Genomic DNA, 23,007 nt, shown 5'->3' with positions numbered 1-23,007 from the left:
AACTCCTTTTACTGGCATATATATGTTTTGTTTTCATCGATAACGTGTTGAAAAGTAATAGTACAGAATAAGTTCTGTTCATCATTGAGAGCAACTTTTATGCCAGTGGGGATTTCATCTACGCGAATAAAAAGGCGACTACCCTGGCCAACGACTCCAATATTGTTTTCCTGGAGATCCAGTACGTCATAGCCAAAGGTTAATGGCGAACCATCGGGACGCAGTGCCTGTATATACCAGGGCTTACGTTGGTTAGTTGTAAACTGCACATAAGAAACTGCTCCACGGTAAGGCGCAATAATTTGACGATTGCCCTGCAATTCTGTTTCACTTTCACTGTTTGCTATATCAAGTACCAGATGGTTTTCACGATGAGGTATAATCAGGTCGTAAACAACCTGGCCTTTGCTGTTTGTTCGGTTGTATTTTTGTCCATTAATATGTGCACCTTCTAACCCAGGTGCATCCAGAATTGCAAATGTATCGGATAGTTGATTAGTGATATTAATACCACCGGGCCAGACAACTAATCCACTACTAATACTTCCACCACTTTGCCAGGTGTTTTTAGAATGACTATAGCTGCCATCTATTATGGCGATGGGAGTTCTCCAGCTTAAATTCGTACCAAGCGAGGTATCATTATTTTGTTGTTGCTGATTAACATATATACCATAATTTAACTGATCATGTTCACCGGCTATGCCAGTAATTCCAGTATTGTTGGAGGAATAGCCATCTTTGGAAAATGAGGTCGAATTCGATAAGTTAATTTGGTGACGTGTTTTGGCAATATCATCCCCCCAGTAGAAAGGAATGGAGATAAACAGATTAAAACGCTCCTCTTCTTTATCGTTTTCATCATAGGATTGGCTGGCAGAGAAAGTATAACTAATGCGTTGCCAGCTATTTGAATAACTGAATTGGTAATCTTTAGCATTTCCACTTCGCCCCCAGTAATTCCGCCAAAGCGCACTTAATGATACATTTCCCAGATTATTGGATAAAGGTTGCATGATATTGGCAGAAAGGCTATTTTTTCTGCCAATATCATAAAAATCGTTATAGTCACTCTGATGATTTATTTTATCATTTTCGTAAAGATGGTCGCTGAATGTCCTGTAATCCTGCGAAGCATAACGCCAGGCGGCCACGCTAAAGTGAGTAGCCGTTTGCAATAGATATTTATTATAGGCGACCTGATAGCTCGTACCTTCGTGTCTGGTATCATTATTTAACTTACTACTCGATCGGGTAGCATCAAAAGAGATTGCTCCCAGCGGTGTATTCCAACCATTTCCCAGAGTTATAGCATTATAGTTATCGGATAAAATCATACCGCCATAAAGTGTCAAAAGATTGTTGAGGCCATATATATAATTTGCCTCGAGAAAGTCCTCCTGATTCTTGACACCATATATCTGACTGCGTCCGGCGATAAAATCGAAATTTGAAACACCAGGTTGCAGCATATTGGGCACGGAAGAGTAGGGCACCAAAAAGGAACGAACACTACCATCTGCTTCCTTAATGCTGACATCGAGATCAGAGCCGCTGCCCGAAAGTTGCAAATCTGCGATAGTAAATGGTCCTGGGGGAACCTCTTTTTGGTAAATGGTATAGCCATTTTGCGAAACCGTTATCAAGGCGTTACTTTGCGCAACACCTTGTACTAAAGGTGTAAAGCTTTGCATAGAATCAGGTAGCATTTGCATATCGCGAAATAAGCGTATTCCGCTAAATCGCAGAGAGTCGAATATGAGTGAGGATGTGTGATTTTCTCCTATCTGAACTGTGCTTAATATTTGCGACCAGCCACGTTCCAGGTAAAGAGTATTACTTTGCCATTTGCCTTTCATATCATCAGGTTTGCTATAACTGGCATCAGAGTGTAACTGCCAACTAAATAAATTTAATCCGCTGTTAAACCGGCCATAACTGGCTGTATTACTGTTATTATTGCTGTCATAAGAGCGATACTGACTTAAATTATAGGAGGTATAAAAAGCATCAATGCCGCGATCCCAACTTTCTGGGGGAACGTAGCCTCTTTCAAGTTCATTGATATACGCCTGTGGTACTGTTAAATTTAGTCGGTGTTCACTGATATCCCACTGATATTGTCCACCATGAACCGCTTCATCCAGTAAAATACAATTATCTTCTGTATTCAGGTTATCGGTCTTTACCCCCAGTGTGGTTAGCAGCACCTTAGGCAGACATGGTTTGGCTGGTGACTCTGGGATCGTGATATCTTTTTTCCCACGCCACTGGTGATTTACATAAAAATCAAGTTCGTAGTTTCCTGGAAGCGGTTGTTTATTATCGAAACGATATTCGGAAACTTTTTCTCCTCTCATGCCGCCAATCATGAAGTGCGTATCAAAAGTTTCTTCAGCATAACCCGGAAAAGAATACAAAAAAATAATAGCAGCGACCCATCGTGTCGTCCTTAACATGACTTTTTCCTGTTATCTCGCGGCGATTTTACTATGGATGTTATTCCCGTAATCATCAACTACCGTTAGTTCATATTCTGATGCGTGGTTATTTTTTAATGTAATGTCGTTATTCGAAAATGGAGGCAGTAAGATACTTTCATTATTAACTTTCACGTTTTGTGCTTTGATAGTTGTAACCGTTATCCAGTTGGCTGTTTCGTTGTTTATTGAGATGGCGTTATTTTTCTTTTTGATATTTAATTGAGAAAGGCTTTTTTTATCTACCGGAGCGATTCCGCTTGGACGCCAAAGTAACTTTATACGGTTTTGCAATGCAAGTTTAATTTTGTTTTTTCCTGCATTTTGTGGGTTGTTTGGAGGGATATCCAGAACATTTAGATAAAATAAACTTTCTTTATTGTGAGGCAAATTGTTTGGCATTTTTCTTATTTTAAGTTGTTGGCCAGAACCACCTGCTACACGACTTACTGGCGGTGTGAGAATAAATGGGACCTGAATTTTTTCTGGCGCGATAGTGGTGTTCCCATCATCGATCCATGCCTGAATCAAAGAGGCATTTTTACTTTGATTCATTAACTGTACGAGAACTTCTCTGTTTTTTTCCGGATAAATAATGCGCGTACCATAGATGACCACACCGGCATGAACAGGTAAAATAAAAAATGACATCAGTAATGCTGTTATTATTCTCACGTAATCACTCCGTAAATAATACCGGTAGCAGAGCTACCGGCAAAAAACGTTAATCTGCACTGATTTTAATCGTTACGGTTGACTCTACGGAGCCTTTTGTAACAGGATTGCCACTTGTGCGGGCATATTGTGCACTTAAATTAAGAAAATATTGACCAGAGCCATTATCTTTCAGCGGTGTTTTTAACCCCGGTCTCATTCTGGTCAAAGTTCCATCATCGAGGAAAATGGCAAAGCCAATGTTCTCAGCAGTTCCTTTATTCAGCGTAAAGTTATTAGCATCAAACTCTGATGCTAGCACTTCGATACTTGGGGCTGTATTGCCGTCACACTGAATTTCTAAGTCATGAGAGGTTGAACCGGTTTTTAAAGTATAGATTTCATTATTGATAAGTTGATTCATTGCACTGGTTACAACATCTTCGACAACGATATCTGTTGTCGAATCACCATTAACAAAGTAACACGTTGTATCAACAACTTCTCCTCTAATGGTTAGCGTTCCTTGATCGACATCCTTGGCGAAGGTTGTTGCGCTAAACATCAACGTTGTCGCAACGAAGGGAATAATATACTTTTTCATAAATCATCCTTAATTAACTGGTATGGAAGGTCACTCGTTTTCAAACCCGATTATGTGATCAGGTTGTTATTATTTAGATTAATGTTTAAATTTTTTAATTTCTTGATGTGAAGTTGATGAAACTTTGAAAATTTAATATTCTTAATTGTTCCCTTCTTTATAAGAAGAGCAAGGTGCCATCATTAGAGTGACAGAGTAGGATGTTTCAGAGCATGCTTCAGATTGTTTTTTATTTCTCTGCAGTGTATTAATAATCATCACAGACAATTTCATTCTGAAATTACTTCTTTCTTTGAGTATTTTAATCTTGGTGAACTATGTTTTTCATAAGGAGCATACACTCGTTGATGCTCTGAAGGTATTTTCTCATTTCTGGGGATGTTTTGTCGTAATCGTGCATAAACTTATTAAGTTCTTTATACACATCATTATTTAGCTTTACATTGTCGCGAACTAAAGTTTGTATCAATGGTATCAAAATTTCGAAACGGGACGGTTTGTCATCAATACTTGCCAGGGTTTTGAATACTCCTGTATATCTGTAACCTAAGTGCTTATTGACAAGTTGAGTGGTCCATCGACCAGGCATAATATCTTCACAGCGCAAATTTTTTATCCTGGTATTAGTGAACGATGTTCCAAATATGTTGCTTTTTTTAATGAAGAGGTTATTTATTTCTCCATTTGAAAAGATGGTGTTTGATAAGTCGCTTTCAAAACATGATATATTGGATGATACACAACCAAAATAATACCCATATGAAAGATTGCTCTTTTCTATTGTTATATTTGATAGCAATAGTTTATTTATATTAATATTATGGGTAATCAAATACTGGATCTTTTGCTCGTTAAGTTCATACATCTCCAGTGATTTATTATAGGGTAATAAAAGTATAAATTCCTTTACATTATCTCCGCAGTAAGAAAAGACAACTTCGAATTTATTGGTCATCGTGTTTTCAGTTGAGCAGTAAGCTGATTTTTCTATTAATCGACTGGATATGCTTTTAAATAAAGCTGATTTTTCACATAGTTGTAAATATGCAATATTGCTAGTTTTAAAATTCTGCCACATTATTCCCTGGTTATCATCTATCGATGAGGAGGGAATTTTATTACATTGATCATTGTATAGCTCAGGAAAAATATTTTTTTTGATTAGCTTTTTGATTTCCTGGTTAAGGTGACTTTTTTTCTTGTCTGTTTCACTGTATTTTGCATTTTGTGACGTCTCCTGATGATAAAAAAATGACTGGAGATGTTTGCAGGCCTCATAAAATATCTCAGGAATATATAGCTGTGGGTATATTTCCTGGCTGAAGTTTACCTTTAAAAACTTAATGAATTTTTCATGGCATTCTTGATATATCTTAATCTCTTCAGAAAGACATTCGCTTGTTCTGTCATCAAAAACATCCAATCTAAGTAATGTGATATCTTTGTGTTTAAAAAAAGAAAATTGAACTGTATGTTCTATGAGTTTACATCTATAAAAATGCGCATCTCTTAGATGAGTATATTGAAAAAAATGATGAAGGACTGGAGATGGTTTAGGCAAATCCTGGCTTCTGAAAAAGTCATCAAACAAAATTAAGAACTCGGTTTTATACTCGCAAAATACTTTTATTAACTCATTTTGTCTTGTTTTATTTATTATTACATCATCTACTATATTTGATTTATAAAGACAACGTGGCGAGGTTGAGATACCATCTGTCATTATCAGTCCTTGAAGTTGATGAATTTTTTTTAATTTAATTTATGAGTGAATGTGAGGACTATCAAAAATCGCTCATTAATTTTAAGAAGTACAATATAAATAGGTAGTTAACCTGTGTTGATTGCTGTTAATAATTTACAAGGTCTAATAAGGAGATATTTATGAATCGTTAAAGTGTATAGGAATTTAATTCAAAAATAGAGTGGTCTTAAGTTTAATACCTCAATGTGTATCACAATCTCCACATTCTGTGTAGGGGGAGTCTGAAGATTGAGTAGATATTCTTATTCAGAATGTATCAGCAGATGATTCTACGATTTTTAAGCCACGAAGAGTTCAGAGAGTGTAACGGCATGTCTGCAAGAACCAGCATCTTTTGACTATCTGGCAACCGGCAGTGTGTTTTCTCACGCATCACAAAAGCAGCAGGCATAAAAAAACCCGCTTGCGCGGGCTTTTTCACAAAGCTTCAGCAAATTGGCGATTAAGCCAGTTTGTTGATCTGTGCAGTCAGGTTAGCCTTATGACGTGCAGCTTTGTTTTTGTGGATCAGACCTTTAGCAGCCTGACGGTCCACGATCGGTTGCATTTCGTTAAATGCTTTCTGTGCAGCAGCTTTGTCGCCAGCTTCGATAGCTGCGTATACTTTCTTGATGAAAGTACGCATCATAGAGCGACGGCTTGCGTTGTGCTTACGAGCCTTTTCAGACTGAATGGCGCGCTTCTTAGCTGATTTGATATTAGCCAAGGTCCAACTCCCAAATGTGTTCTATATGGACAATTCAAAGGCCGAGGAATATGCCCTTTTAGCCTTCTTTTGTCAATGGATTTGTGCAAATAAGCGCCGTTAATGTGCCGGCACTCGTTACGTAGTGATGGCGCAGGATTCTACCAGCTTGCGGGGTGTGAATACAGCTTTTCCGCGATAAAAATTGCAGCAGGTGGTCAGTTTCTTCCCGTGATTTGCGCCATGGCAATGAAAAGCCACTTCTTTCTGATTTCGGTACTCAATCGCCGGTTAACCTTGACCGCTGTACAAGGTATACTCGGACGATTTTCACTGTTTTGAGCCAGACATGAAGCTGATACGCGGCATACATAATCTCAGCCAGGCCCCGCAAGAAGGGTGTGTGCTGACTATTGGTAATTTCGACGGCGTGCATCGCGGTCATCGCGCGCTGTTACAGGGCTTGCAGGAAGAAGGGCGCAAGCGCAACTTACCGGTGATGGTGATGCTTTTTGAACCTCAACCACTGGAACTGTTTGCTACCGATAAAGCCCCGGCACGACTGACCCGGCTGCGGGAAAAACTACGTTACCTTGCAGAGTGTGGCGTTGATTACGTGCTGTGTGTATGTTTCGACAGGCGTTTCGCGGCGTTAACCGCGCAAAATTTCATCAGCGATCTTCTGGTGAAGCATTTGCGCGTAAAATTTCTTGCCGTAGGTGATGATTTCCGCTTTGGCGCTGGTCGTGAAGGCGATTTCTTGTTATTACAGAAAGCTGGCATGGAATACGGCTTCGATATCACCAGTACGCAAACTTTTTGCGAAGGTGGCGTGCGTATCAGCAGCACCGCCGTGCGTCAGGCGCTGGCGGATGACAATCTGGCTCTGGCAGAAAGTTTACTGGGGCACCCGTTTGCCATCTCCGGGCGTGTAGTCCACGGTGATGAATTAGGGCGCACTATAGGTTTCCCGACGGCGAATGTACCGCTGCGCCGTCAGGTTTCCCCGGTGAAAGGGGTTTATGCGGTAGAAGTGCTGGGCCTCGGTGAAAAGCCGTTACCCGGCGTGGCAAACATCGGAACACGCCCAACGGTTGCCGGTATTCGCCAGCAGCTGGAAGTGCATTTGTTAGATGTTGCAATGGACCTTTACGGTCGCCATATACAAGTAGTGCTGCGTAAAAAAATACGCAATGAGCAGCGATTTGCGTCGCTGGACGAACTGAAAGCGCAGATTGCGCGTGATGAATTAACCGCCCGCGAATTTTTTGGGCTAACAAAACCGGCTTAAGCCTGTTATGTAATCAAACCGAAACACGGAACCGAGAATCTGATGAGTGACTATAAATCAACCCTGAATTTGCCGGAAACAGGGTTCCCGATGCGTGGCGATCTCGCCAAGCGCGAACCGGGAATGCTGGCGCGTTGGACTGATGATGATCTGTACGGCATCATCCGTGCGGCTAAAAAAGGCAAAAAAACCTTCATTCTGCATGATGGCCCTCCTTATGCGAATGGCAGCATTCATATTGGTCACTCGGTTAACAAGATTCTGAAAGACATTATCGTGAAGTCCAAAGGGCTTTCCGGTTATGACTCGCCGTATGTGCCTGGCTGGGACTGCCACGGTCTGCCGATCGAGCTGAAAGTAGAGCAAGAATACGGTAAGCCGGGTGAGAAATTCACCGCCGCCGAGTTCCGCGCCAAGTGCCGTGAATACGCGGCGACCCAGGTTGACGGTCAACGCAAAGACTTTATCCGTCTGGGCGTGCTGGGCGACTGGTCGCACCCGTACCTGACCATGGACTTCAAAACTGAAGCCAATATCATCCGCGCGCTGGGCAAAATCATCGGCAACGGTCACCTGCACAAAGGCGCGAAGCCGGTACACTGGTGCGTTGACTGCCGTTCTGCGCTGGCGGAAGCGGAAGTTGAGTATTACGACAAAACTTCTCCGTCCATCGACGTTGCTTTCCAGGCGGTCGATCAGGATGCGCTGAAAGCAAAATTTGGCGTAAGCAACGTTAACGGCCCAATCTCGCTGGTGATCTGGACCACTACGCCGTGGACTCTGCCTGCGAACCGCGCAATCTCTATTGCACCTGATTTCGACTATGCGCTGGTGCAGATCGACGGTCAGGCCGTGATTCTGGCGAAAGATCTGGTTGAAAGCGTAATGCAGCGTATCGGCGTGACCGATTACACCATTCTCGGCACGGTAAAAGGTGCGGAGCTTGAGCTGCTGCGCTTTACCCATCCGTTTATGGGCTTCGACGTTCCGGCAATCCTCGGCGATCACGTTACCCTGGATGCCGGTACCGGTGCCGTTCACACCGCGCCTGGCCACGGCCCGGACGACTATGTGATCGGTCAGAAATACGGCCTGGAAACCGCTAACCCGGTTGGCCCGGACGGCACTTATCTGCCGGGCACTTACCCGACGCTGGATGGCGTGAACGTCTTCAAAGCGAACGACATCGTTGTTGCGCTGCTGCAGGAAAAAGGCGCGCTGTTGCACGTTGAGAAAATGCAGCACAGCTATCCGTGCTGCTGGCGTCACAAAACGCCGATTATCTTCCGCGCGACGCCGCAGTGGTTCGTCAGCATGGATCAGAAAGGTCTGCGTGCGCAGTCACTGAAAGAGATCAAAGGCGTGCAGTGGATCCCGGACTGGGGCCAGGCGCGTATCGAGTCGATGGTTGCTAACCGTCCTGACTGGTGTATCTCCCGTCAGCGCACCTGGGGCGTACCGATGTCACTGTTCGTGCATAAAGACACGGAAGAGCTGCATCCGCGTACCCTCGAACTGATGGAAGAAGTGGCTAAACGCGTTGAAGTTGACGGCATCCAGGCGTGGTGGGATCTCGATGCGAAAGAGATCCTCGGCGATGAAGCTGATCAGTACGTGAAAGTGCCGGATACTCTCGACGTATGGTTTGACTCCGGATCTACCCACTCTTCTGTTGTTGACGTGCGTCCGGAATTTGCCGGTCACGCAGCGGACATGTATCTGGAAGGTTCAGACCAGCACCGTGGCTGGTTCATGTCCTCTCTGATGATCTCCACCGCGATGAAGGGCAAAGCGCCGTATCGTCAGGTACTGACCCACGGCTTTACCGTGGATGGTCAGGGTCGCAAGATGTCTAAATCCATCGGCAACACCGTTTCGCCGCAGGATGTGATGAACAAACTGGGCGCGGATATTCTGCGTCTGTGGGTGGCATCAACCGACTACACCGGTGAAATGGCCGTTTCTGACGAGATCCTGAAACGCGCTGCCGACAGCTATCGTCGTATCCGTAACACCGCGCGCTTCCTGCTGGCAAACCTGAACGGTTTTGATCCGGCAAAAGATATGGTGAAACCGGAAGAGATGGTGGTACTGGATCGCTGGGCCGTAGGTTGTGCGAAAGCGGCACAGGAAGACATCCTCAAGGCATACGAAGCATACGATTTCCACGAAGTGGTACAGCGTCTGATGCGCTTCTGCTCCGTTGAGATGGGTTCCTTCTACCTCGACATCATCAAAGACCGTCAGTACACCGCCAAAGCGGACAGCGTGGCGCGTCGTAGCTGCCAGACTGCGCTGTATCATATCGCAGAAGCGCTGGTTCGCTGGATGGCGCCAATCCTCTCCTTCACCGCTGATGAAGTGTGGGGCTACCTGCCGGGTGAACGTGAAAAATACGTCTTCACCGGCGAGTGGTACGAAGGCCTGTTTGGTCTGGCAGACAGTGAAGCGATGAACGATGCGTTCTGGGACGAGCTGTTGAAAGTGCGTGGCGAAGTGAACAAAGTCATTGAGCAAGCGCGTGCCGACAAGAAAGTGGGTGGCTCGCTGGAAGCGGCAGTGACCTTGTTCGCAGAACCGGAACTGGCGGCGAAACTGACCGCGCTGGGCGATGAATTACGATTTGTCCTGTTGACCTCCGGCGCTACCGTTGCAGACTATAACGACGCACCTGCTGATGCTCAGCAGAGCGAAGTACTCAAAGGCCTGAAAGTCGCGTTGAGTAAAGCCGAAGGTGAGAAGTGCCCACGCTGCTGGCACTACACCCAGGATGTCGGCAAGGTGGCGGAACACGCAGAAATCTGCGGCCGCTGTGTCAGCAACGTCGCCGGTGACGGTGAAAAACGTAAGTTTGCCTGATGAGTCAATCGATCTGTTCAACAGGGCTACGCTGGCTGTGGCTGGTGGTAGTCGTGCTGATTATCGATCTGGGCAGCAAATACCTGATCCTCCAGAACTTTGCTCTGGGGGATACGGTCCCGCTGTTCCCGTCGCTTAATCTGCATTATGCGCGTAACTATGGCGCGGCGTTTAGTTTCCTTGCCGATAGCGGCGGCTGGCAGCGTTGGTTCTTTGCCGGTATTGCGATTGGTATTAGCGTGATCCTGGCAGTGATGATGTATCGCTCGAAGGCCACGCAGAAGCTAAACAATATCGCTTACGCGCTGATTATTGGCGGCGCGCTGGGCAACCTGTTCGACCGCCTGTGGCACGGCTTCGTTGTCGATATGATCGACTTCTACGTCGGCGACTGGCACTTCGCCACCTTCAACCTTGCTGATACTGCCATCTGTGTCGGTGCGGCACTGATTGTGCTGGAAGGTTTTTTACCTTCTAAAGCGAAAAAACAATAATAAACCCTGCCGGATGCGGCCTACAGATTGCTGCGAAATCGTAGACCGCATCCGGCAAAAATCCTCAAAATATAAGAGCAAACCTGCATGTCTGAATCTGTACAGAGCAATAGCGCCGTCCTGGTGCATTTCACGCTAAAACTCGACGATGGCACCACCGCCGAGTCTACCCGCAACAACGGTAAACCGGCGCTGTTCCGCCTGGGCGATGCTTCTCTTTCTGAAGGGCTGGAGCAACACCTGTTGGGGCTGAAAGTGGGCGATAAAACCACCTTCTCGCTGGAGCCCGATGCGGCGTTTGGCGTGCCGTCACCGGACCTGATTCAGTACTTCTCCCGCCGTGAATTTATGGATGCAGGCGAGCCAGAAATTGGCGCAATCATGCTTTTTACCGCAATGGATGGCAGTGAGATGCCTGGCGTGATCCGCGAAATTAACGGCGACTCTATTACCGTTGATTTCAACCATCCGCTGGCCGGGCAGACCGTTCATTTTGATATTGAAGTGCTGGAAATCGATCCGGCACTGGAGGCGTAACATGCAGATCCTGTTGGCCAACCCGCGTGGTTTTTGTGCCGGGGTAGACCGCGCTATCAGCATTGTTGAAAACGCGCTGGCCATTTACGGCGCACCGATATATGTCCGTCATGAAGTGGTGCATAACCGCTATGTGGTCGATAGCCTGCGCGAGCGTGGGGCTATCTTTATTGAGCAGATTAGCGAAGTACCGGACGGCGCGATCCTGATTTTCTCCGCACACGGTGTTTCTCAGGCGGTACGTAACGAAGCGAAAAGCCGTGATTTGACGGTATTCGACGCCACCTGTCCGCTGGTGACCAAAGTGCATATGGAAGTCGCCCGCGCCAGTCGCCGTGGCGAAGAATCTATTCTCATCGGCCACGCCGGTCACCCGGAAGTGGAAGGGACAATGGGTCAGTACAGCAACCCGGAAGGGGGAATGTATCTGGTCGAATCGCCAGACGATGTGTGGAAACTGACGGTCAAAAACGAAGAGAAGCTCTCCTTTATGACCCAAACCACGCTGTCGGTGGATGACACGTCTGATGTGATCGACGCGCTGCGCAAACGCTTCCCGAAAATTGTCGGTCCGCGCAAAGATGACATCTGCTACGCCACGACTAACCGTCAGGAAGCGGTACGCGCCCTGGCAGAACAGGCGGAAGTTGTGTTGGTGGTCGGTTCGAAAAACTCCTCCAACTCCAACCGTCTGGCGGAGCTGGCCCAGCGTATGGGCAAACGCGCGTTTTTGATTGACGATGCGAAAGATATCCAGGAAGAGTGGGTGAAAGAGGTTAAATGCGTCGGCGTGACTGCGGGCGCATCGGCTCCGGATATTCTGGTGCAGAATGTGGTGGCACGTTTGCAGCAGCTGGGTGGTGGTGAAGCCATTCCGCTGGAAGGCCGTGAAGAAAACATTGTTTTCGAAGTGCCGAAAGAGCTGCGTGTCGATATTCGTGAAGTCGATTAAGTCATTAGCAGCCTAAGTTATGCGAAAATGCCGGTCTTGTTACCGGCATTTTTTATGGAGAAAACATGCGTTTACCTATCTTCCTCGATACTGACCCCGGCATTGACGATGCCGTCGCCATTGCCGCCGCGATTTTTGCCCCCGAACTCGACCTGCAACTGATGACCACCGTCGCGGGTAATGTCTCGGTTGAAAAAACCACCCGCAACGCCCTGCAACTGCTGCATTTCTGGAATGCGGAGATTCCGCTCGCCCAGGGAGCCGCTGTGCCGCTGGTACGCGCACCGCGTGATGCAGCATCTGTGCACGGCGAATCGGGAATGGCTGGCTACACTTTGTTGAGCACAACCGAAAGCCACTCGGGATACCAGCGTTTCTGGCGATTCGTGATGCCCTGATGCGTGCACCAGAACCTGTTACCCTGGTGGCCATCGGCCCGTTAACCAATATTGCGCTGTTACTTTCACAATGCCCGGAATGTAAACCGTATATTCGTCGTCTGGTGATCATGGGCGGTTCTGCTGGTCGCGGCAACTGCACACCAAACGCCGAGTTTAATATCGCTGCCGATCCAGAAGCGGCAGCCTGTGTCTTCCGTAGCGGCATCGAAATCGTCATGTGCGGTCTGGATGTCACCAATCAGGCAATATTAACCCCTGACTATCTCGCTACCTTGCCGGAGTTGAATCGCACCGGAAAAATGCTCCACGCCCTGTTTAGTCACTACCGTAGCGGCAGTATGCAAAGTGGACTGCGAATGCACGATCTCTGCGCCATCGCCTGGCTGGTGCGCCCGGACCTGTTCACTCTCAAGCCGTGTTTTGTGGCAGTGGAAACGCAGGGCGAATTTACCTCTGGCACGACGGTGGTTGATATCGACGGTTGCCTGGGCAAACCAGCCAATGTACAGGTGGCATTGGATCTGAATGTAAAAGGCTTCCAGCAGTGGGTAGCTGAGGTGCTGGCTCTGGTGCCGTAACCTGTCACATGTTATCGGCATGCAGTCATTCATCGACTCATGCCTTTCACTGATATCTCTCCCTGTTTATCATTAATTTCTAATTATCAGCGTTTTTGGCTGGCGGCGTAGCGATGCGCTGGTTACTCTGAAAACGGTCTATGCAAATTAACAAAAGAGAATAGCTATGCATGATGCAAACATCCGCGTTGCCATCGCGGGAGCCGGGGGGCGTATGGGCCGCCAGTTGATTCAGGCGGCGCTGGCATTAGAGGGCGTGCAGCTGGGCGCGGCGCTGGAGCGCGAAGGATCTTCTTTACTGGGCAGCGACGCCGGTGAGCTGGCGGGTGCAGGAAAAACAGGCGTTACTGTGCAAAGCAGCCTTGATGCGATAAAAGATGATTTTGATGTGTTTATCGATTTTACCCGTCCGGAAGGTACGCTGAAGCATCTCGCTTTTTGTCGCCAGCATGGCAAAGGGATGGTGATCGGCACTACGGGGTTTGACGAAGCCGGTAAACAGGCGATTCGTGACGCCGCCGCCGATATTGCGATTGTCTTTGCCGCCAATTTTAGCGTTGGCGTTAACGTCATGCTTAAGCTGCTGGAGAAAGCAGCCAAAGTGATGGGTGACTACACCGATATCGAAATTATTGAAGCACATCATAGACATAAAGTTGATGCGCCGTCAGGCACCGCACTGGCAATGGGAGAGGCGATCGCCCACGCTCTGGATAAAGATCTGAAAGATTGCGCGGTCTACAGTCGTGAAGGCCATACCGGTGAACGTGTGCTTGGCACCATTGGTTTTGCCACCGTGCGTGCAGGTGACATCGTTGGTGAACATACCGCGATGTTTGCCGATATTGGCGAGCGTCTGGAGATCACCCATAAGGCATCCAGCCGCATGACATTTGCTAACGGTGCGGTAAGATCGGCTTTGTGGTTGAGTGGTAAGGAAAGTGGTCTTTTTGATATGCGAGATGTGCTTGATCTCAATAATCTGTAACCACAAAATATTTATAGTGATGCAAAAATAACACATTTAATGCATTGAATATAAAGGGCTTTAATTTTTGGCCCTTTTATTTTTGGTGTTATGCTTTTAAATTTAATGCAAGTGCTGAAAATTACATGTTTTGTCTTCTGTTTTTGTTGTTTTAATGTAAATTTTGACCATCTGGTCCACTTTTTTCTGCTCATTTTTATTTCATGCAATCTTCTTGCTGCGCAAGCGTTTTCCAGAACATGTTATATGATCTTTTTGTCGCTTAATGCCTGTAAAACATGCATGAGCCACAAAATAATATAAAAAATCCCGCCATTAAGTTGACTTTTAGCGCCCATATCTCCAGAATGCCGCCGTTTGCCAGAAATTCGTCGGTAAGCAGATTTGCATTGATTTACGTCATCATTGTGAATTAATATGCAAATAAAGTGAGTGAATATTCTCTGGAGGGTGTTTTGATTAAGTCAGCGCTATTGGTTCTGGAAGACGGAACCCAGTTTCACGGTCGGGCCATAGGGGCAACAGGTTCGGCGGTTGGGGAAGTCGTTTTCAATACTTCAATGACCGGTTATCAAGAAATCCTCACTGATCCTTCCTATTCTCGTCAAATCGTTACTCTTACTTATCCCCATATTGGCAATGTCGGCACTAATGACGCCGATGAAGAATCTTCTCAGGTACATGCACAAGGTCTGGTGATTCGCGACCTGCCGCTGATTGCCAGCAACTTCCGTAATACCGAAGACCTCTCTTCTTATCTGAAGCGCCATAACATCGTGGCGATTGCCGATATCGATACCCGTAAGCTGACGCGTTTACTGCGCGAGAAAGGCGCACAGAATGGCTGCATTATCGCAGGCGATAACCCGGATGCGGCGCTGGCATTAGAAAAAGCCCGCGCGTTCCCAGGTCTGAACGGCATGGATCTGGCAAAAGAAGTGACCACCGCAGAAGCCTATAGCTGGACACAAGGGAGCTGGACGTTGACCGGCGGCCTGCCAGAAGCGAAAAAAGAAGACGAGCTGCCGTTCCACGTCGTGGCTTATGATTTTGGTGCCAAGCGCAACATCCTGCGGATGCTGGTGGATAGAGGCTGTCGCCTGACCATCGTTCCGGCGCAAACTTCTGCGGAAGACGTGCTGAAAATGAATCCAGACGGCATCTTCCTCTCCAACGGTCCTGGCGACCCGGCCCCATGCGATTACGCCATTACCGCCATCCAGAAATTCCTCGAAACCGATATTCCGGTATTCGGCATCTGCCTCGGTCATCAGCTGCTGGCGCTGGCGAGCGGTGCGAAGACTGTCAAAATGAAATTTGGTCACCACGGCGGCAACCATCCGGTTAAAGATGTTGAGAAAAACGTGGTGATGATCACCGCCCAGAACCACGGTTTTGCGGTGGATGAAGCAACATTACCTGCAAACCTGCGTGTCACACATAAATCCCTGTTCGACGGTACGTTACAGGGCATTCATCGTACCGATAAACCGGCGTTCAGCTTCCAGGGACACCCGGAAGCCAGCCCTGGTCCACACGACGCCGCGCCGTTGTTTGACCACTTTATCGAGTTAATTGAGCAGTACCGTAAAACCGCTAAGTAATCAGGAGTAAAAGAGCCATGCCAAAACGTACAGATATAAAAAGTATCCTGATTCTGGGTGCGGGCCCGATTGTTATCGGTCAGGCGTGTGAGTTTGACTACTCTGGCGCGCAAGCGTGTAAAGCCCTGCGTGAAGAGGGTTACCGCGTCATTCTGGTGAACTCCAACCCGGCGACCATCATGACCGACCCGGAAATGGCTGATGCCACCTACATCGAGCCGATTCACTGGGAAGTGGTACGCAAGATTATTGAAAAAGAGCGCCCGGACGCGGTGCTGCCAACCATGGGCGGTCAGACGGCGCTGAACTGCGCGCTGGAGCTGGAACGTCAGGGCGTGTTGGAAGAGTTCGGCGTCACCATGATTGGTGCCACCGCCGACGCGATTGATAAAGCAGAAGACCGCCGCCGTTTCGACGTGGCGATGAAGAAAATCGGCCTCGAAACCGCGCGTTCCGGTATCGCGCACACCATGGAAGAAGCGCTGGCGGTTGCCGCTGACGTGGGCTTCCCGTGCATTATTCGCCCATCCTTTACCATGGGCGGTAGCGGCGGCGGTATCGCTTATAACCGCGAAGAGTTTGAAGAAATTTGCGCCCGCGGTCTGGATCTCTCTCCGACCAAAGAGTTGCTGATTGATGAGTCGCTGATCGGCTGGAAAGAGTACGAGATGGAAGTGGTGCGCGATAAAAACGACAACTGCATCATCGTCTGCTCTATCGAAAACTTCGATGCGATGGGCATCCATACCGGTGACTCCATCACTGTCGCGCCAGCCCAAACGCTGACCGACAAAGAATATCAAATCATGCGTAACGCCTCGATGGCGGTGCTGCGTGAAATCGGCGTTGAAACCGGTGGTTCCAACGTCCAGTTTGCGGTGAATCCGAAAAACGGTCGCTTGATTGTTATCGAAATGAACCCGCGCGTGTCGCGTTCTTCGGCGCTGGCGTCGAAAGCGACCGGCTTCCCGATTGCTAAAGTGGCGGCGAAACTGGCGGTGGGTTACACCCTCGACGAACTGATGAACGACATCACCGGTGGGCGTACTCCGGCCTCCTTCGAGCCGTCCATCGACTACGTGGTCACCAAAATTCCTCGCTTCAACTTCGAGAAATTCGCCGGGGCGAACGACCGTCTGACCACTCAGATGAAATCGGTTGGCGAAGTGATGGCGATTGGTCGCACGCAGCAGGAATCCCTGCAAAAAGCGCTGCGCGGCCTGGAAGTGGGCGCAACTGGCTTCGACCCGAAAGTCAGCCTCGATGATCCGGAAGCGCTGACTAAAATCCGCCGCGAGCTGAAAGACGCTGGCGCAGAGCGTATCTGGTATATCGCTGATGCCTTCCGAGCGGGCCTGTCTGTAGACGGCGTGTTCAACCTGACCAACATTGACCGCTGGTTCCTGGTACAAATTGAAGAACTGGTGCGTCTGGAAGAGAAAGTCGCAGAAGTGGGCATCACTGGCCTGAACGCTGACTTCCTGCGCCAGCTGAAACGCAAAGGCTTTGCCGACGCGCGTCTGGCAAAACTCGCGGGCGTGCGTGAAGCAGAAATCCGTAAGCTGCGTGACCAGTATGACCTGCACCCGGTTTACAAGCGCGTGGATACCTGTGCGGCAGAGTTCGCTACCGACACCGCTTATATGTACTCCACTTATGAAGAAGAGTGCGAATCCAACCCATCTGACCGTGACAAAATCATGGTCCTCGGCGGCGGCCCGAACCGTATCGGTCAGGGTATCGAATTCGACTACTGTTGCGTACACGCCTCACTGGCGCTGCGCGAAGACGGTTACGAAACCATTATGGTTAACTGTAACCCGGAAACCGTCTCCACTGATTACGACACTTCCGACCGCCTCTACTTCGAGCCGGTAACTCTGGAAGACGTGCTGGAAATTGTGCGTATTGAGAAGCCGAAAGGCGTTATCGTCCAGTACGGCGGTCAGACCCCGCTGAAACTGGCGCGCGCGCTGGAAGCTGCTGGCGTACCGGTTATCGGTACCAGCCCGGATGCCATCGACCGTGCGGAAGACCGTGAACGCTTCCAGCATGCGGTTGAGCGTCTGAAACTGAAACAACCGGCGAACGCCACCGTTACCACCATCGAAATGGCGGTTGAGAAAGCGAAAGAGATTGGCTACCCGCTGGTGGTACGTCCGTCTTACGTTCTCGGCGGTCGGGCGATGGAAATCGTCTATGACGAAGCTGACCTGCGTCGCTACTTCCAGACGGCGGTTAGCGTGTCTAACGATGCGCCAGTGTTGCTGGATCATTTCCTTGATGACGCAGTAGAAGTTGACGTGGATGCCATCTGCGACGGTGAAATGGTGCTGATTGGCGGCATCATGGAGCACATCGAGCAGGCGGGCGTGCACTCCGGTGACTCTGCATGTTCGCTACCAGCCTACACTTTAAGTCAGGAAATTCAGGATGTGATGCGCCAGCAGGTGCAGAAACTGGCCTTCGAATTGCAGGTGCGCGGCCTGATGAACGTGCAGTTTGCGGTTAAAAACAACGAAGTCTACCTGATTGAAGTTAACCCGCGTGCGGCGCGTACCGTTCCGTTCGTCTCCAAAGCCACCGGCGTACCGCTGGCGAAAGTGGCGGCGCGCGTGATGGCAGGCAAAACGCTGGCCGAGCAGGGCGTAACCAAAGAAGTTATCCCTCCGTACTACTCGGTGAAAGAAGTGGTGCTGCCGTTCAATAAATTCCCGGGCGTTGACCCGCTGTTAGGGCCAGAAATGCGCTCTACCGGGGAAGTCATGGGCGTGGGCCGCACCTTCGCTGAAGCGTTCGCCAAAGCGCAGCTGGGCAGCAACTCCACCATGAAGAAACACGGTCGTGCGCTGCTTTCCGTGCGCGAAGGCGACAAAGAACGCGTGGTGGACCTGGCGGCAAAACTGCTGAAACAGGGCTTCGAGCTGGATGCGACCCACGGCACGGCGATTGTGCTGGGCGAAGCAGGCATTAATCCGCGTCTGGTGAACAAGGTGCATGAAGGTCGTCCGCACATTCAGGACCGTATCAAGAATGGCGAATATACCTACATCATCAACACCACCTCAGGCCGTCGTGCGATTGAAGACTCCCGCGTGATCCGTCGCAGTGCGCTGCAATATAAAGTGCATTATGACACCACCCTGAACGGTGGTTTCGCTACCGCGATGGCGCTGAATGCCGATGCGACTGAAAAAGTAATTTCGGTGCAGGAAATGCACGCGCAGATCAAATAATAGCGTGTCATGGCGGATATTTTTCATCCGCTAATTTGATCGAATAACTAATACGGTTCTCTGATGAGGACCGTTTTTTTTGCCCATTAAGTAAATCTTTTGGGGAATCGATATTTTTGATGACATAAGCAGGATTTAGCTCACACTTATCGACGGTGAAGTTGCATACTATCGATATATCCACAATTTTAATATGGCCTTGTTTAATTGCTTCAAAACGAGTCATAGCCAGACTTTTAATTTGTGAAACTGGAGTTCGTATGTGTGAAGGATATGTTGAAAAACCACTCTACTTGTTAATCGCCGAATGGATGATGGCTGAAAATCGGTGGGTGATAGCAAGAGAGATCTCTATTCATTTCGATATTGAACACAGCAAGGCGGTTAATACCCTGACTTATATTCTGTCGGAAGTCACAGAAATAAGCTGCGAAGTTAAGATGATCCCTAATAAGCTGGAAGGGCGGGGATGCCAGTGTCAGCGACTGGTTAAAGTGGTCGATATCGATGAGCAAATTTACGCGCGCCTGCGCAATAACAGTCGGGAAAAATTAGTCGGCGTAAGAAAGACGCCGCGTATTCCTGCCGTTCCGCTCACGGAACTTAACCGCGAGCAGAAGTGGCAGATGATGTTGTCAAAGAGTATGCGTCGTTAATTTTATCTCGTTGATACCGTGCGACCTGATCGCCGGATGCGATGCTGGCGCATCTTATCCGGCCTACGATTGCTTTCCAGCCAGGTCGGATAAGGCGTTTACGCCGCATCCGGAAAGATCACCGTTTCGGCATCACATCCGTCGTCCCCTGCAAACGGGGGCGATTTTCCTCCATTTGCCTCAGTGGCTGCGTTTCATGTAACGATGCATGACAGCGCCCGACAAGATCCTGATACTCTTTGGTATTCAACCGTTTCCAGTGTAACTCGTCGTCACTCACGCTGCGTACAGCGCGGGCTGGCGTACCCATCAACAACTGGCGTTTCTCGCCGCGAAAGCCCGCTTTGACAAAGCTCATGGCGGCAACAATGCTCTCTTCGCCAATGACCGCGCCATCCATAATCACGCTGTTCATCCCGACCAATGCATCGCGACCAATCACACAACCATGCAGGATCGCTCCGTGCCCGATATGGCCGTTTTCCCCAACGATGGTGTCAGTGTCGCAGTAGCCATGCATAATGCAGCCATCCTGAATATTGGCTCCCGCTTGCACGATCAACCGCCCGTAGTCACCACGCAGTGAGGCGAGTGGGCCGATGTAGACACCGGCTCCCACAATCACATCGCCAATCAATACTGCACTGGGATGGACAAACGCCGTCGGGTGAACCACCGGAATTAACCCCTCAAAGGCGTAATAGCTCACGGTTGTTAACGTCCTTTCCACACCGGATCGCGCTTCTCGGCAAACGCCAGCGGCCCTTCAATGGCATCTTCCGAATGCAGAACCGACGGATAGTGTTTCAACACGCCGCTGCGAATATAGCGATACGCTTCTTCTACCGGCATTTCGCTGGTGGTGCGGTAGATCTCTTTCAGCGCCGCAATCGCCAGCGGAGCGCTGTTAACCAGCTGCTGCGCCAGTTCGCGGGCGTTATCCATCAGTTCCGCCTGGCTAACCACGCGGTTGACTATCCCCCAACGCAGCGCCTCTTCTGCGCCCATTCGTCTGCCGGTCATCACCATTTCATTGACGATGGCAGGCGGCAGGATCTTCGGCAGACGCAGCACGCCGCCGCTGTCAGGAACGATGCCCAGTTTGGCTTCCGGCAGGGCGAAGCTGGCGTTATCGGCACAGACAATAAAATCTGCCGCCAGTGCCAGTTCAAAGCCGCCGCCAAAGGCGTAGCCGTTCACAGCGGCGATAACTGGTTTGTCGAGATTGAAAATTTCGGTTAATCCCGCAAAACCACCCGGGCCAAAGTCAGCATCCGGTGCTTCGCCTTCTGCTGCCGCTTTTAAATCCCAGCCCGCGGAAAAGAATTTCTCTCCGGCACCGGTAATAATGGCGACACGTAATTGCGGATCGTCACGGAAATTTAGAAATACTTCGCCCATTTCAAAGCTGGTTTTTGCATCAATAGCATTCGCTTTTGGGCGATCAAGGGTAATTTCCAGAATTGATCCATTGCGGGTCAGATGTAATGATTCACTCATTCCTTTTCTCCATTTTTGCTTTTTCAGGGACGACAACATCTCTGCAAAAAATGCATATTGTTTTAGAGCGTGATTATTAGCTGGCAGGGTAGTTCCCTGCCGTTTCATTTATTTAAGATTCTTTCTAATTATTTTCCCCGAGCAATTACGTGGCAGATCTTTTCTGATCTCCAGATAAGAGGGCACTTTAAATTTCGCCATATTTTGTTCGCAGAAGCGGAAAAATTCCTCTTCGCTCAATGTTTCACCTTCATTCAGCACCACAAATGCTTTGATGGCTTCATCGCGTATCGAATCTTTAATACCCACAACCACGATGTCCTGAATTTTTGGATGGGTGGCGATGATATTTTCCAGCTCCACGCAGGAGACATTCTCGCCACCGCGTTTGATCATATTGCAGCGGCGATCGACGAAATAAAAAAAGCCCTCTTCGTCGCGGTATCCGGTATCGCCGGTATGTAGCCAGCCATCGGCTTCCAGTACTTTCGCAGTGGCTTTCGGGTTGAGAAAATACTCTTTGAAGATGGTTTTCCCTGGTACGCCTTTAATACAGATTTCACCGAGCTCACCAGCCGGGAGGGGACGATTGTGATCGTCGCGGATCTCCGCTTCGTAGCAAAAGCCCGCCCGACCAATCGACGGCCAGCGTCGTTTATCGCCAGGGCGATCGCCGATAATGCCCACAATGGTTTCCGTCATCCCATAAGACGTCAGCAAGCGAACGCTGAAGCGTTCACAAAACGCGTCTTTTTCCTGCTCCGACAGGTTGAGATAAAACATCACTTCCCGCAGGCAGTGTTGCCGATCGTTCGCTGAAGGCGGCTGCACCATCAACGTACGAATCATCATCGGAATACATTCGGTAATGGTGGCGCGGTACTTCTGCACCTGTCCCCAGAAGGCGCGGGCGCTGTATTTCTCGACCAGCACAAAGGTGGCCCCGGCAGAAAACGCCGCCATCGCCGCAGTACACTGGCAGTCAATATGAAACGCAGGCATTACCGTCAGGTAGACGTCATCGTCACGCAGTGCACACTGCCAGGCGGAGTAATATCCAGCGAAGCGCAGGTTGTAATGGGTAATCACCACACCTTTCGGTCGGGAGGTAGTGCCGGAGGTGAAGAGAATTTCCGCCGTATCGTCAGTCGATAGCGGCGGTGCATAGCACAAGGTGGCAGGTTGTTGATTTTTCAGTTGAGTAAACGAACTCACGCCATCATCAGCGGGAAGTGCCACATCTGTCAGGCAAATGTGCCGCAACTGAGAGGCATCTTCCTGCTGAATCTGTTGATACATAGGATAAAATTGCGCACTGGTCACCAGCAGGCACGCCTGGCTATTTTGCAGGATCCACGCGCTTTCCTCGCGTAACAGGCGGGCGTTAATCGGCACCATAATCGCGCCAATTTTTGCCAGCCCGAACCAGCAAAAGATAAATTCCGGGCAGTTGTCGAGATGTAGAGCAACCTTGTCGCCTTTGCGAATCCCCAGCGTATAAAACAGGTTTGCCGTGCGGTTAATCTCCTGATTTAACTCAAGATAACTATACCGGTTAACGACTCCGCTGCTGGATTCACAAATCAGCGCCGTTTTATGACCGTAAACGTCCGCCAGATCGTCCCACATTTGACGTAGATGTTGTCCGCCAATGATATCCATTGCACCTCTATCCATTGTTGTTCGTTTGTTATTGGGCGGGCGCTAGTCAGGCAAGCCGACT

General features: G+C 48.9%; 18 protein-coding genes and 1 pseudogene. 11 read left to right on the top strand and 8 right to left on the bottom strand.

The annotated features are described in order from the left end of the window. Positions 1-8 precede the first annotated feature (8 nt). The 5 genes from ACJHX3_RS07095 to rpsT form a co-directional block, all read right to left on the bottom strand. Positions 9-2,459 carry a fimbrial biogenesis outer membrane usher protein gene (locus tag ACJHX3_RS07095; RefSeq protein ID WP_000946598.1) on the bottom strand — a complete coding sequence of 817 codons (2,451 nt, stop codon included), beginning with the start codon at positions 2,457-2,459 and terminating at the stop codon, positions 9-11. A gap of 12 nt (positions 2,460-2,471) precedes the next feature. Next, positions 2,472-3,155, bottom strand: coding sequence for a fimbria/pilus periplasmic chaperone (locus ACJHX3_RS07090; protein ID WP_001306194.1), 684 nt, complete (start codon positions 3,153-3,155; stop codon positions 2,472-2,474). Positions 3,156-3,204: 49 nt separating this feature from the next. Beyond that, positions 3,205-3,738 (bottom strand): fimbrial protein, encoded by a 534-nt coding sequence (locus ACJHX3_RS07085; RefSeq protein WP_000759929.1) that lies wholly within the window; start codon positions 3,736-3,738, stop codon positions 3,205-3,207. A 301-nt stretch (positions 3,739-4,039) separates the two neighbouring features. Next, on the bottom strand, positions 4,040-5,461 hold the full coding sequence (gene espX1, locus ACJHX3_RS07080) for a type III secretion system effector EspX1 (protein ID WP_094308583.1): 1,422 nt from the start codon (positions 5,459-5,461) through the stop codon (positions 4,040-4,042). 484 nt (positions 5,462-5,945) lie between these two features. Beyond that, positions 5,946-6,209 (bottom strand): 30S ribosomal protein S20, encoded by a 264-nt coding sequence (rpsT, locus tag ACJHX3_RS07075; RefSeq protein ID WP_001274021.1) that lies wholly within the window; start codon positions 6,207-6,209, stop codon positions 5,946-5,948. Between the two features lie 102 nt (positions 6,210-6,311). Between rpsT and ACJHX3_RS07070 the strand changes: the two genes are divergently transcribed. The 11 genes and pseudogenes from ACJHX3_RS07070 to caiF all read left to right on the top strand — a co-directional run bounded on the left by ACJHX3_RS07070 (position 6,312) and on the right by caiF (position 19,784). Beyond that, on the top strand, positions 6,312-6,530 hold the full coding sequence (locus tag ACJHX3_RS07070; protein WP_001300728.1) for a DUF2575 family protein: 219 nt from the start codon (positions 6,312-6,314) through the stop codon (positions 6,528-6,530). 7 nt (positions 6,531-6,537) lie between these two features. Beyond that, complete coding sequence (ribF, locus tag ACJHX3_RS07065; protein WP_094321720.1) at positions 6,538-7,479, top strand: bifunctional riboflavin kinase/FAD synthetase; 942 nt, start codon at positions 6,538-6,540, stop codon at positions 7,477-7,479. 42 nt (positions 7,480-7,521) lie between these two features. Beyond that, positions 7,522-10,338, top strand: coding sequence for an isoleucine--tRNA ligase (gene ileS / locus ACJHX3_RS07060; protein WP_001600978.1), 2,817 nt, complete (start codon positions 7,522-7,524; stop codon positions 10,336-10,338). Then, entirely contained in the window at positions 10,338-10,832 is a 495-nt protein-coding gene (lspA, locus tag ACJHX3_RS07055) for a signal peptidase II (RefSeq protein WP_000083369.1), read from the top strand. The genes ileS and lspA overlap by 1 nt, the downstream gene beginning before the upstream one ends. A gap of 87 nt (positions 10,833-10,919) precedes the next feature. Beyond that, positions 10,920-11,369, top strand: a complete 450-nt coding sequence (gene fkpB, locus ACJHX3_RS07050; RefSeq protein ID WP_000004655.1) for an FKBP-type peptidyl-prolyl cis-trans isomerase — start codon at positions 10,920-10,922, stop codon at positions 11,367-11,369. Position 11,370: 1 nt separating this feature from the next. Beyond that, the gene (ispH, locus tag ACJHX3_RS07045) at positions 11,371-12,321 is read left to right on the top strand and encodes a 4-hydroxy-3-methylbut-2-enyl diphosphate reductase (protein ID WP_001166395.1); all 951 of its coding nucleotides are present in this window, start codon (positions 11,371-11,373) and stop codon (positions 12,319-12,321) included. A gap of 65 nt (positions 12,322-12,386) precedes the next feature. Next, positions 12,387-13,300: pseudogene (gene rihC / locus ACJHX3_RS07040) on the top strand (ribonucleoside hydrolase RihC). Between the two features lie 166 nt (positions 13,301-13,466). Continuing rightward, positions 13,467-14,288 (top strand): 4-hydroxy-tetrahydrodipicolinate reductase, encoded by an 822-nt coding sequence (gene dapB, locus ACJHX3_RS07035; RefSeq protein WP_094308584.1) that lies wholly within the window; start codon positions 13,467-13,469, stop codon positions 14,286-14,288. Positions 14,289-14,743: 455 nt separating this feature from the next. Then, entirely contained in the window at positions 14,744-15,892 is a 1,149-nt protein-coding gene (gene carA, locus ACJHX3_RS07030) for a glutamine-hydrolyzing carbamoyl-phosphate synthase small subunit (RefSeq protein ID WP_000597260.1), read from the top strand. Between the two features lie 17 nt (positions 15,893-15,909). Beyond that, the gene (gene carB / locus ACJHX3_RS07025) at positions 15,910-19,128 is read left to right on the top strand and encodes a carbamoyl-phosphate synthase large subunit (protein ID WP_001126362.1); all 3,219 of its coding nucleotides are present in this window, start codon (positions 15,910-15,912) and stop codon (positions 19,126-19,128) included. A gap of 260 nt (positions 19,129-19,388) precedes the next feature. Then, entirely contained in the window at positions 19,389-19,784 is a 396-nt protein-coding gene (gene caiF / locus ACJHX3_RS07020) for a carnitine metabolism transcriptional regulator CaiF (RefSeq protein ID WP_000333125.1), read from the top strand. A 118-nt stretch (positions 19,785-19,902) separates the two neighbouring features. Here the strand turns inward: caiF and caiE are convergent, their stop codons facing one another. From caiE to caiC, 3 genes are all read right to left on the bottom strand, one after another. Beyond that, entirely contained in the window at positions 19,903-20,493 is a 591-nt protein-coding gene (gene caiE / locus ACJHX3_RS07015; protein ID WP_000122881.1) for a carnitine operon protein CaiE, read from the bottom strand. Positions 20,494-20,498: 5 nt separating this feature from the next. Then, complete coding sequence (caiD, locus tag ACJHX3_RS07010) at positions 20,499-21,284, bottom strand: crotonobetainyl-CoA hydratase (RefSeq protein WP_001295419.1); 786 nt, start codon at positions 21,282-21,284, stop codon at positions 20,499-20,501. Positions 21,285-21,392: 108 nt separating this feature from the next. Next, positions 21,393-22,946 (bottom strand): crotonobetaine/carnitine-CoA ligase, encoded by a 1,554-nt coding sequence (gene caiC, locus ACJHX3_RS07005; protein ID WP_064225944.1) that lies wholly within the window; start codon positions 22,944-22,946, stop codon positions 21,393-21,395. Positions 22,947-23,007: the final 61 nt, after the last annotated feature.

It is taken from the genome of Escherichia sp. WS1265 (assembly GCF_046487585.1).
GTDB classification, from domain to species: domain Bacteria; phylum Pseudomonadota; class Gammaproteobacteria; order Enterobacterales; family Enterobacteriaceae; genus Escherichia; species Escherichia coli.
This window is presented reverse-complemented; position numbering and strand designations above follow the sequence as displayed.

Coding starts and splice junctions, on each gene's coding strand:
- ACJHX3_RS07095 (WP_000946598.1), bottom strand. CDS start 2,459: ATGTTAAGGACGACACGATGGGTCGCTGCTATTATTTTTTTGTATTCT.
- ACJHX3_RS07085 (WP_000759929.1), bottom strand. CDS start 3,738: ATGAAAAAGTATATTATTCCCTTCGTTGCGACAACGTTGATGTTTAGC.
- espX1 (WP_094308583.1), bottom strand. CDS start 5,461: ATGACAGATGGTATCTCAACCTCGCCACGTTGTCTTTATAAATCAAAT.
- ACJHX3_RS07070 (WP_001300728.1), top strand. CDS start 6,312: ATGTGCCGGCACTCGTTACGTAGTGATGGCGCAGGATTCTACCAGCTT.
- ribF (WP_094321720.1), top strand. CDS start 6,538: ATGAAGCTGATACGCGGCATACATAATCTCAGCCAGGCCCCGCAAGAA.
- ileS (WP_001600978.1), top strand. CDS start 7,522: ATGAGTGACTATAAATCAACCCTGAATTTGCCGGAAACAGGGTTCCCG.
- lspA (WP_000083369.1), top strand. CDS start 10,338: ATGAGTCAATCGATCTGTTCAACAGGGCTACGCTGGCTGTGGCTGGTG.
- fkpB (WP_000004655.1), top strand. CDS start 10,920: ATGTCTGAATCTGTACAGAGCAATAGCGCCGTCCTGGTGCATTTCACG.
- ispH (WP_001166395.1), top strand. CDS start 11,371: ATGCAGATCCTGTTGGCCAACCCGCGTGGTTTTTGTGCCGGGGTAGAC.
- dapB (WP_094308584.1), top strand. CDS start 13,467: ATGCATGATGCAAACATCCGCGTTGCCATCGCGGGAGCCGGGGGGCGT.
- carB (WP_001126362.1), top strand. CDS start 15,910: ATGCCAAAACGTACAGATATAAAAAGTATCCTGATTCTGGGTGCGGGC.
- caiF (WP_000333125.1), top strand. CDS start 19,389: ATGTGTGAAGGATATGTTGAAAAACCACTCTACTTGTTAATCGCCGAA.
- caiD (WP_001295419.1), bottom strand. CDS start 21,284: ATGAGTGAATCATTACATCTGACCCGCAATGGATCAATTCTGGAAATT.
- caiC (WP_064225944.1), bottom strand. CDS start 22,946: ATGGATATCATTGGCGGACAACATCTACGTCAAATGTGGGACGATCTG.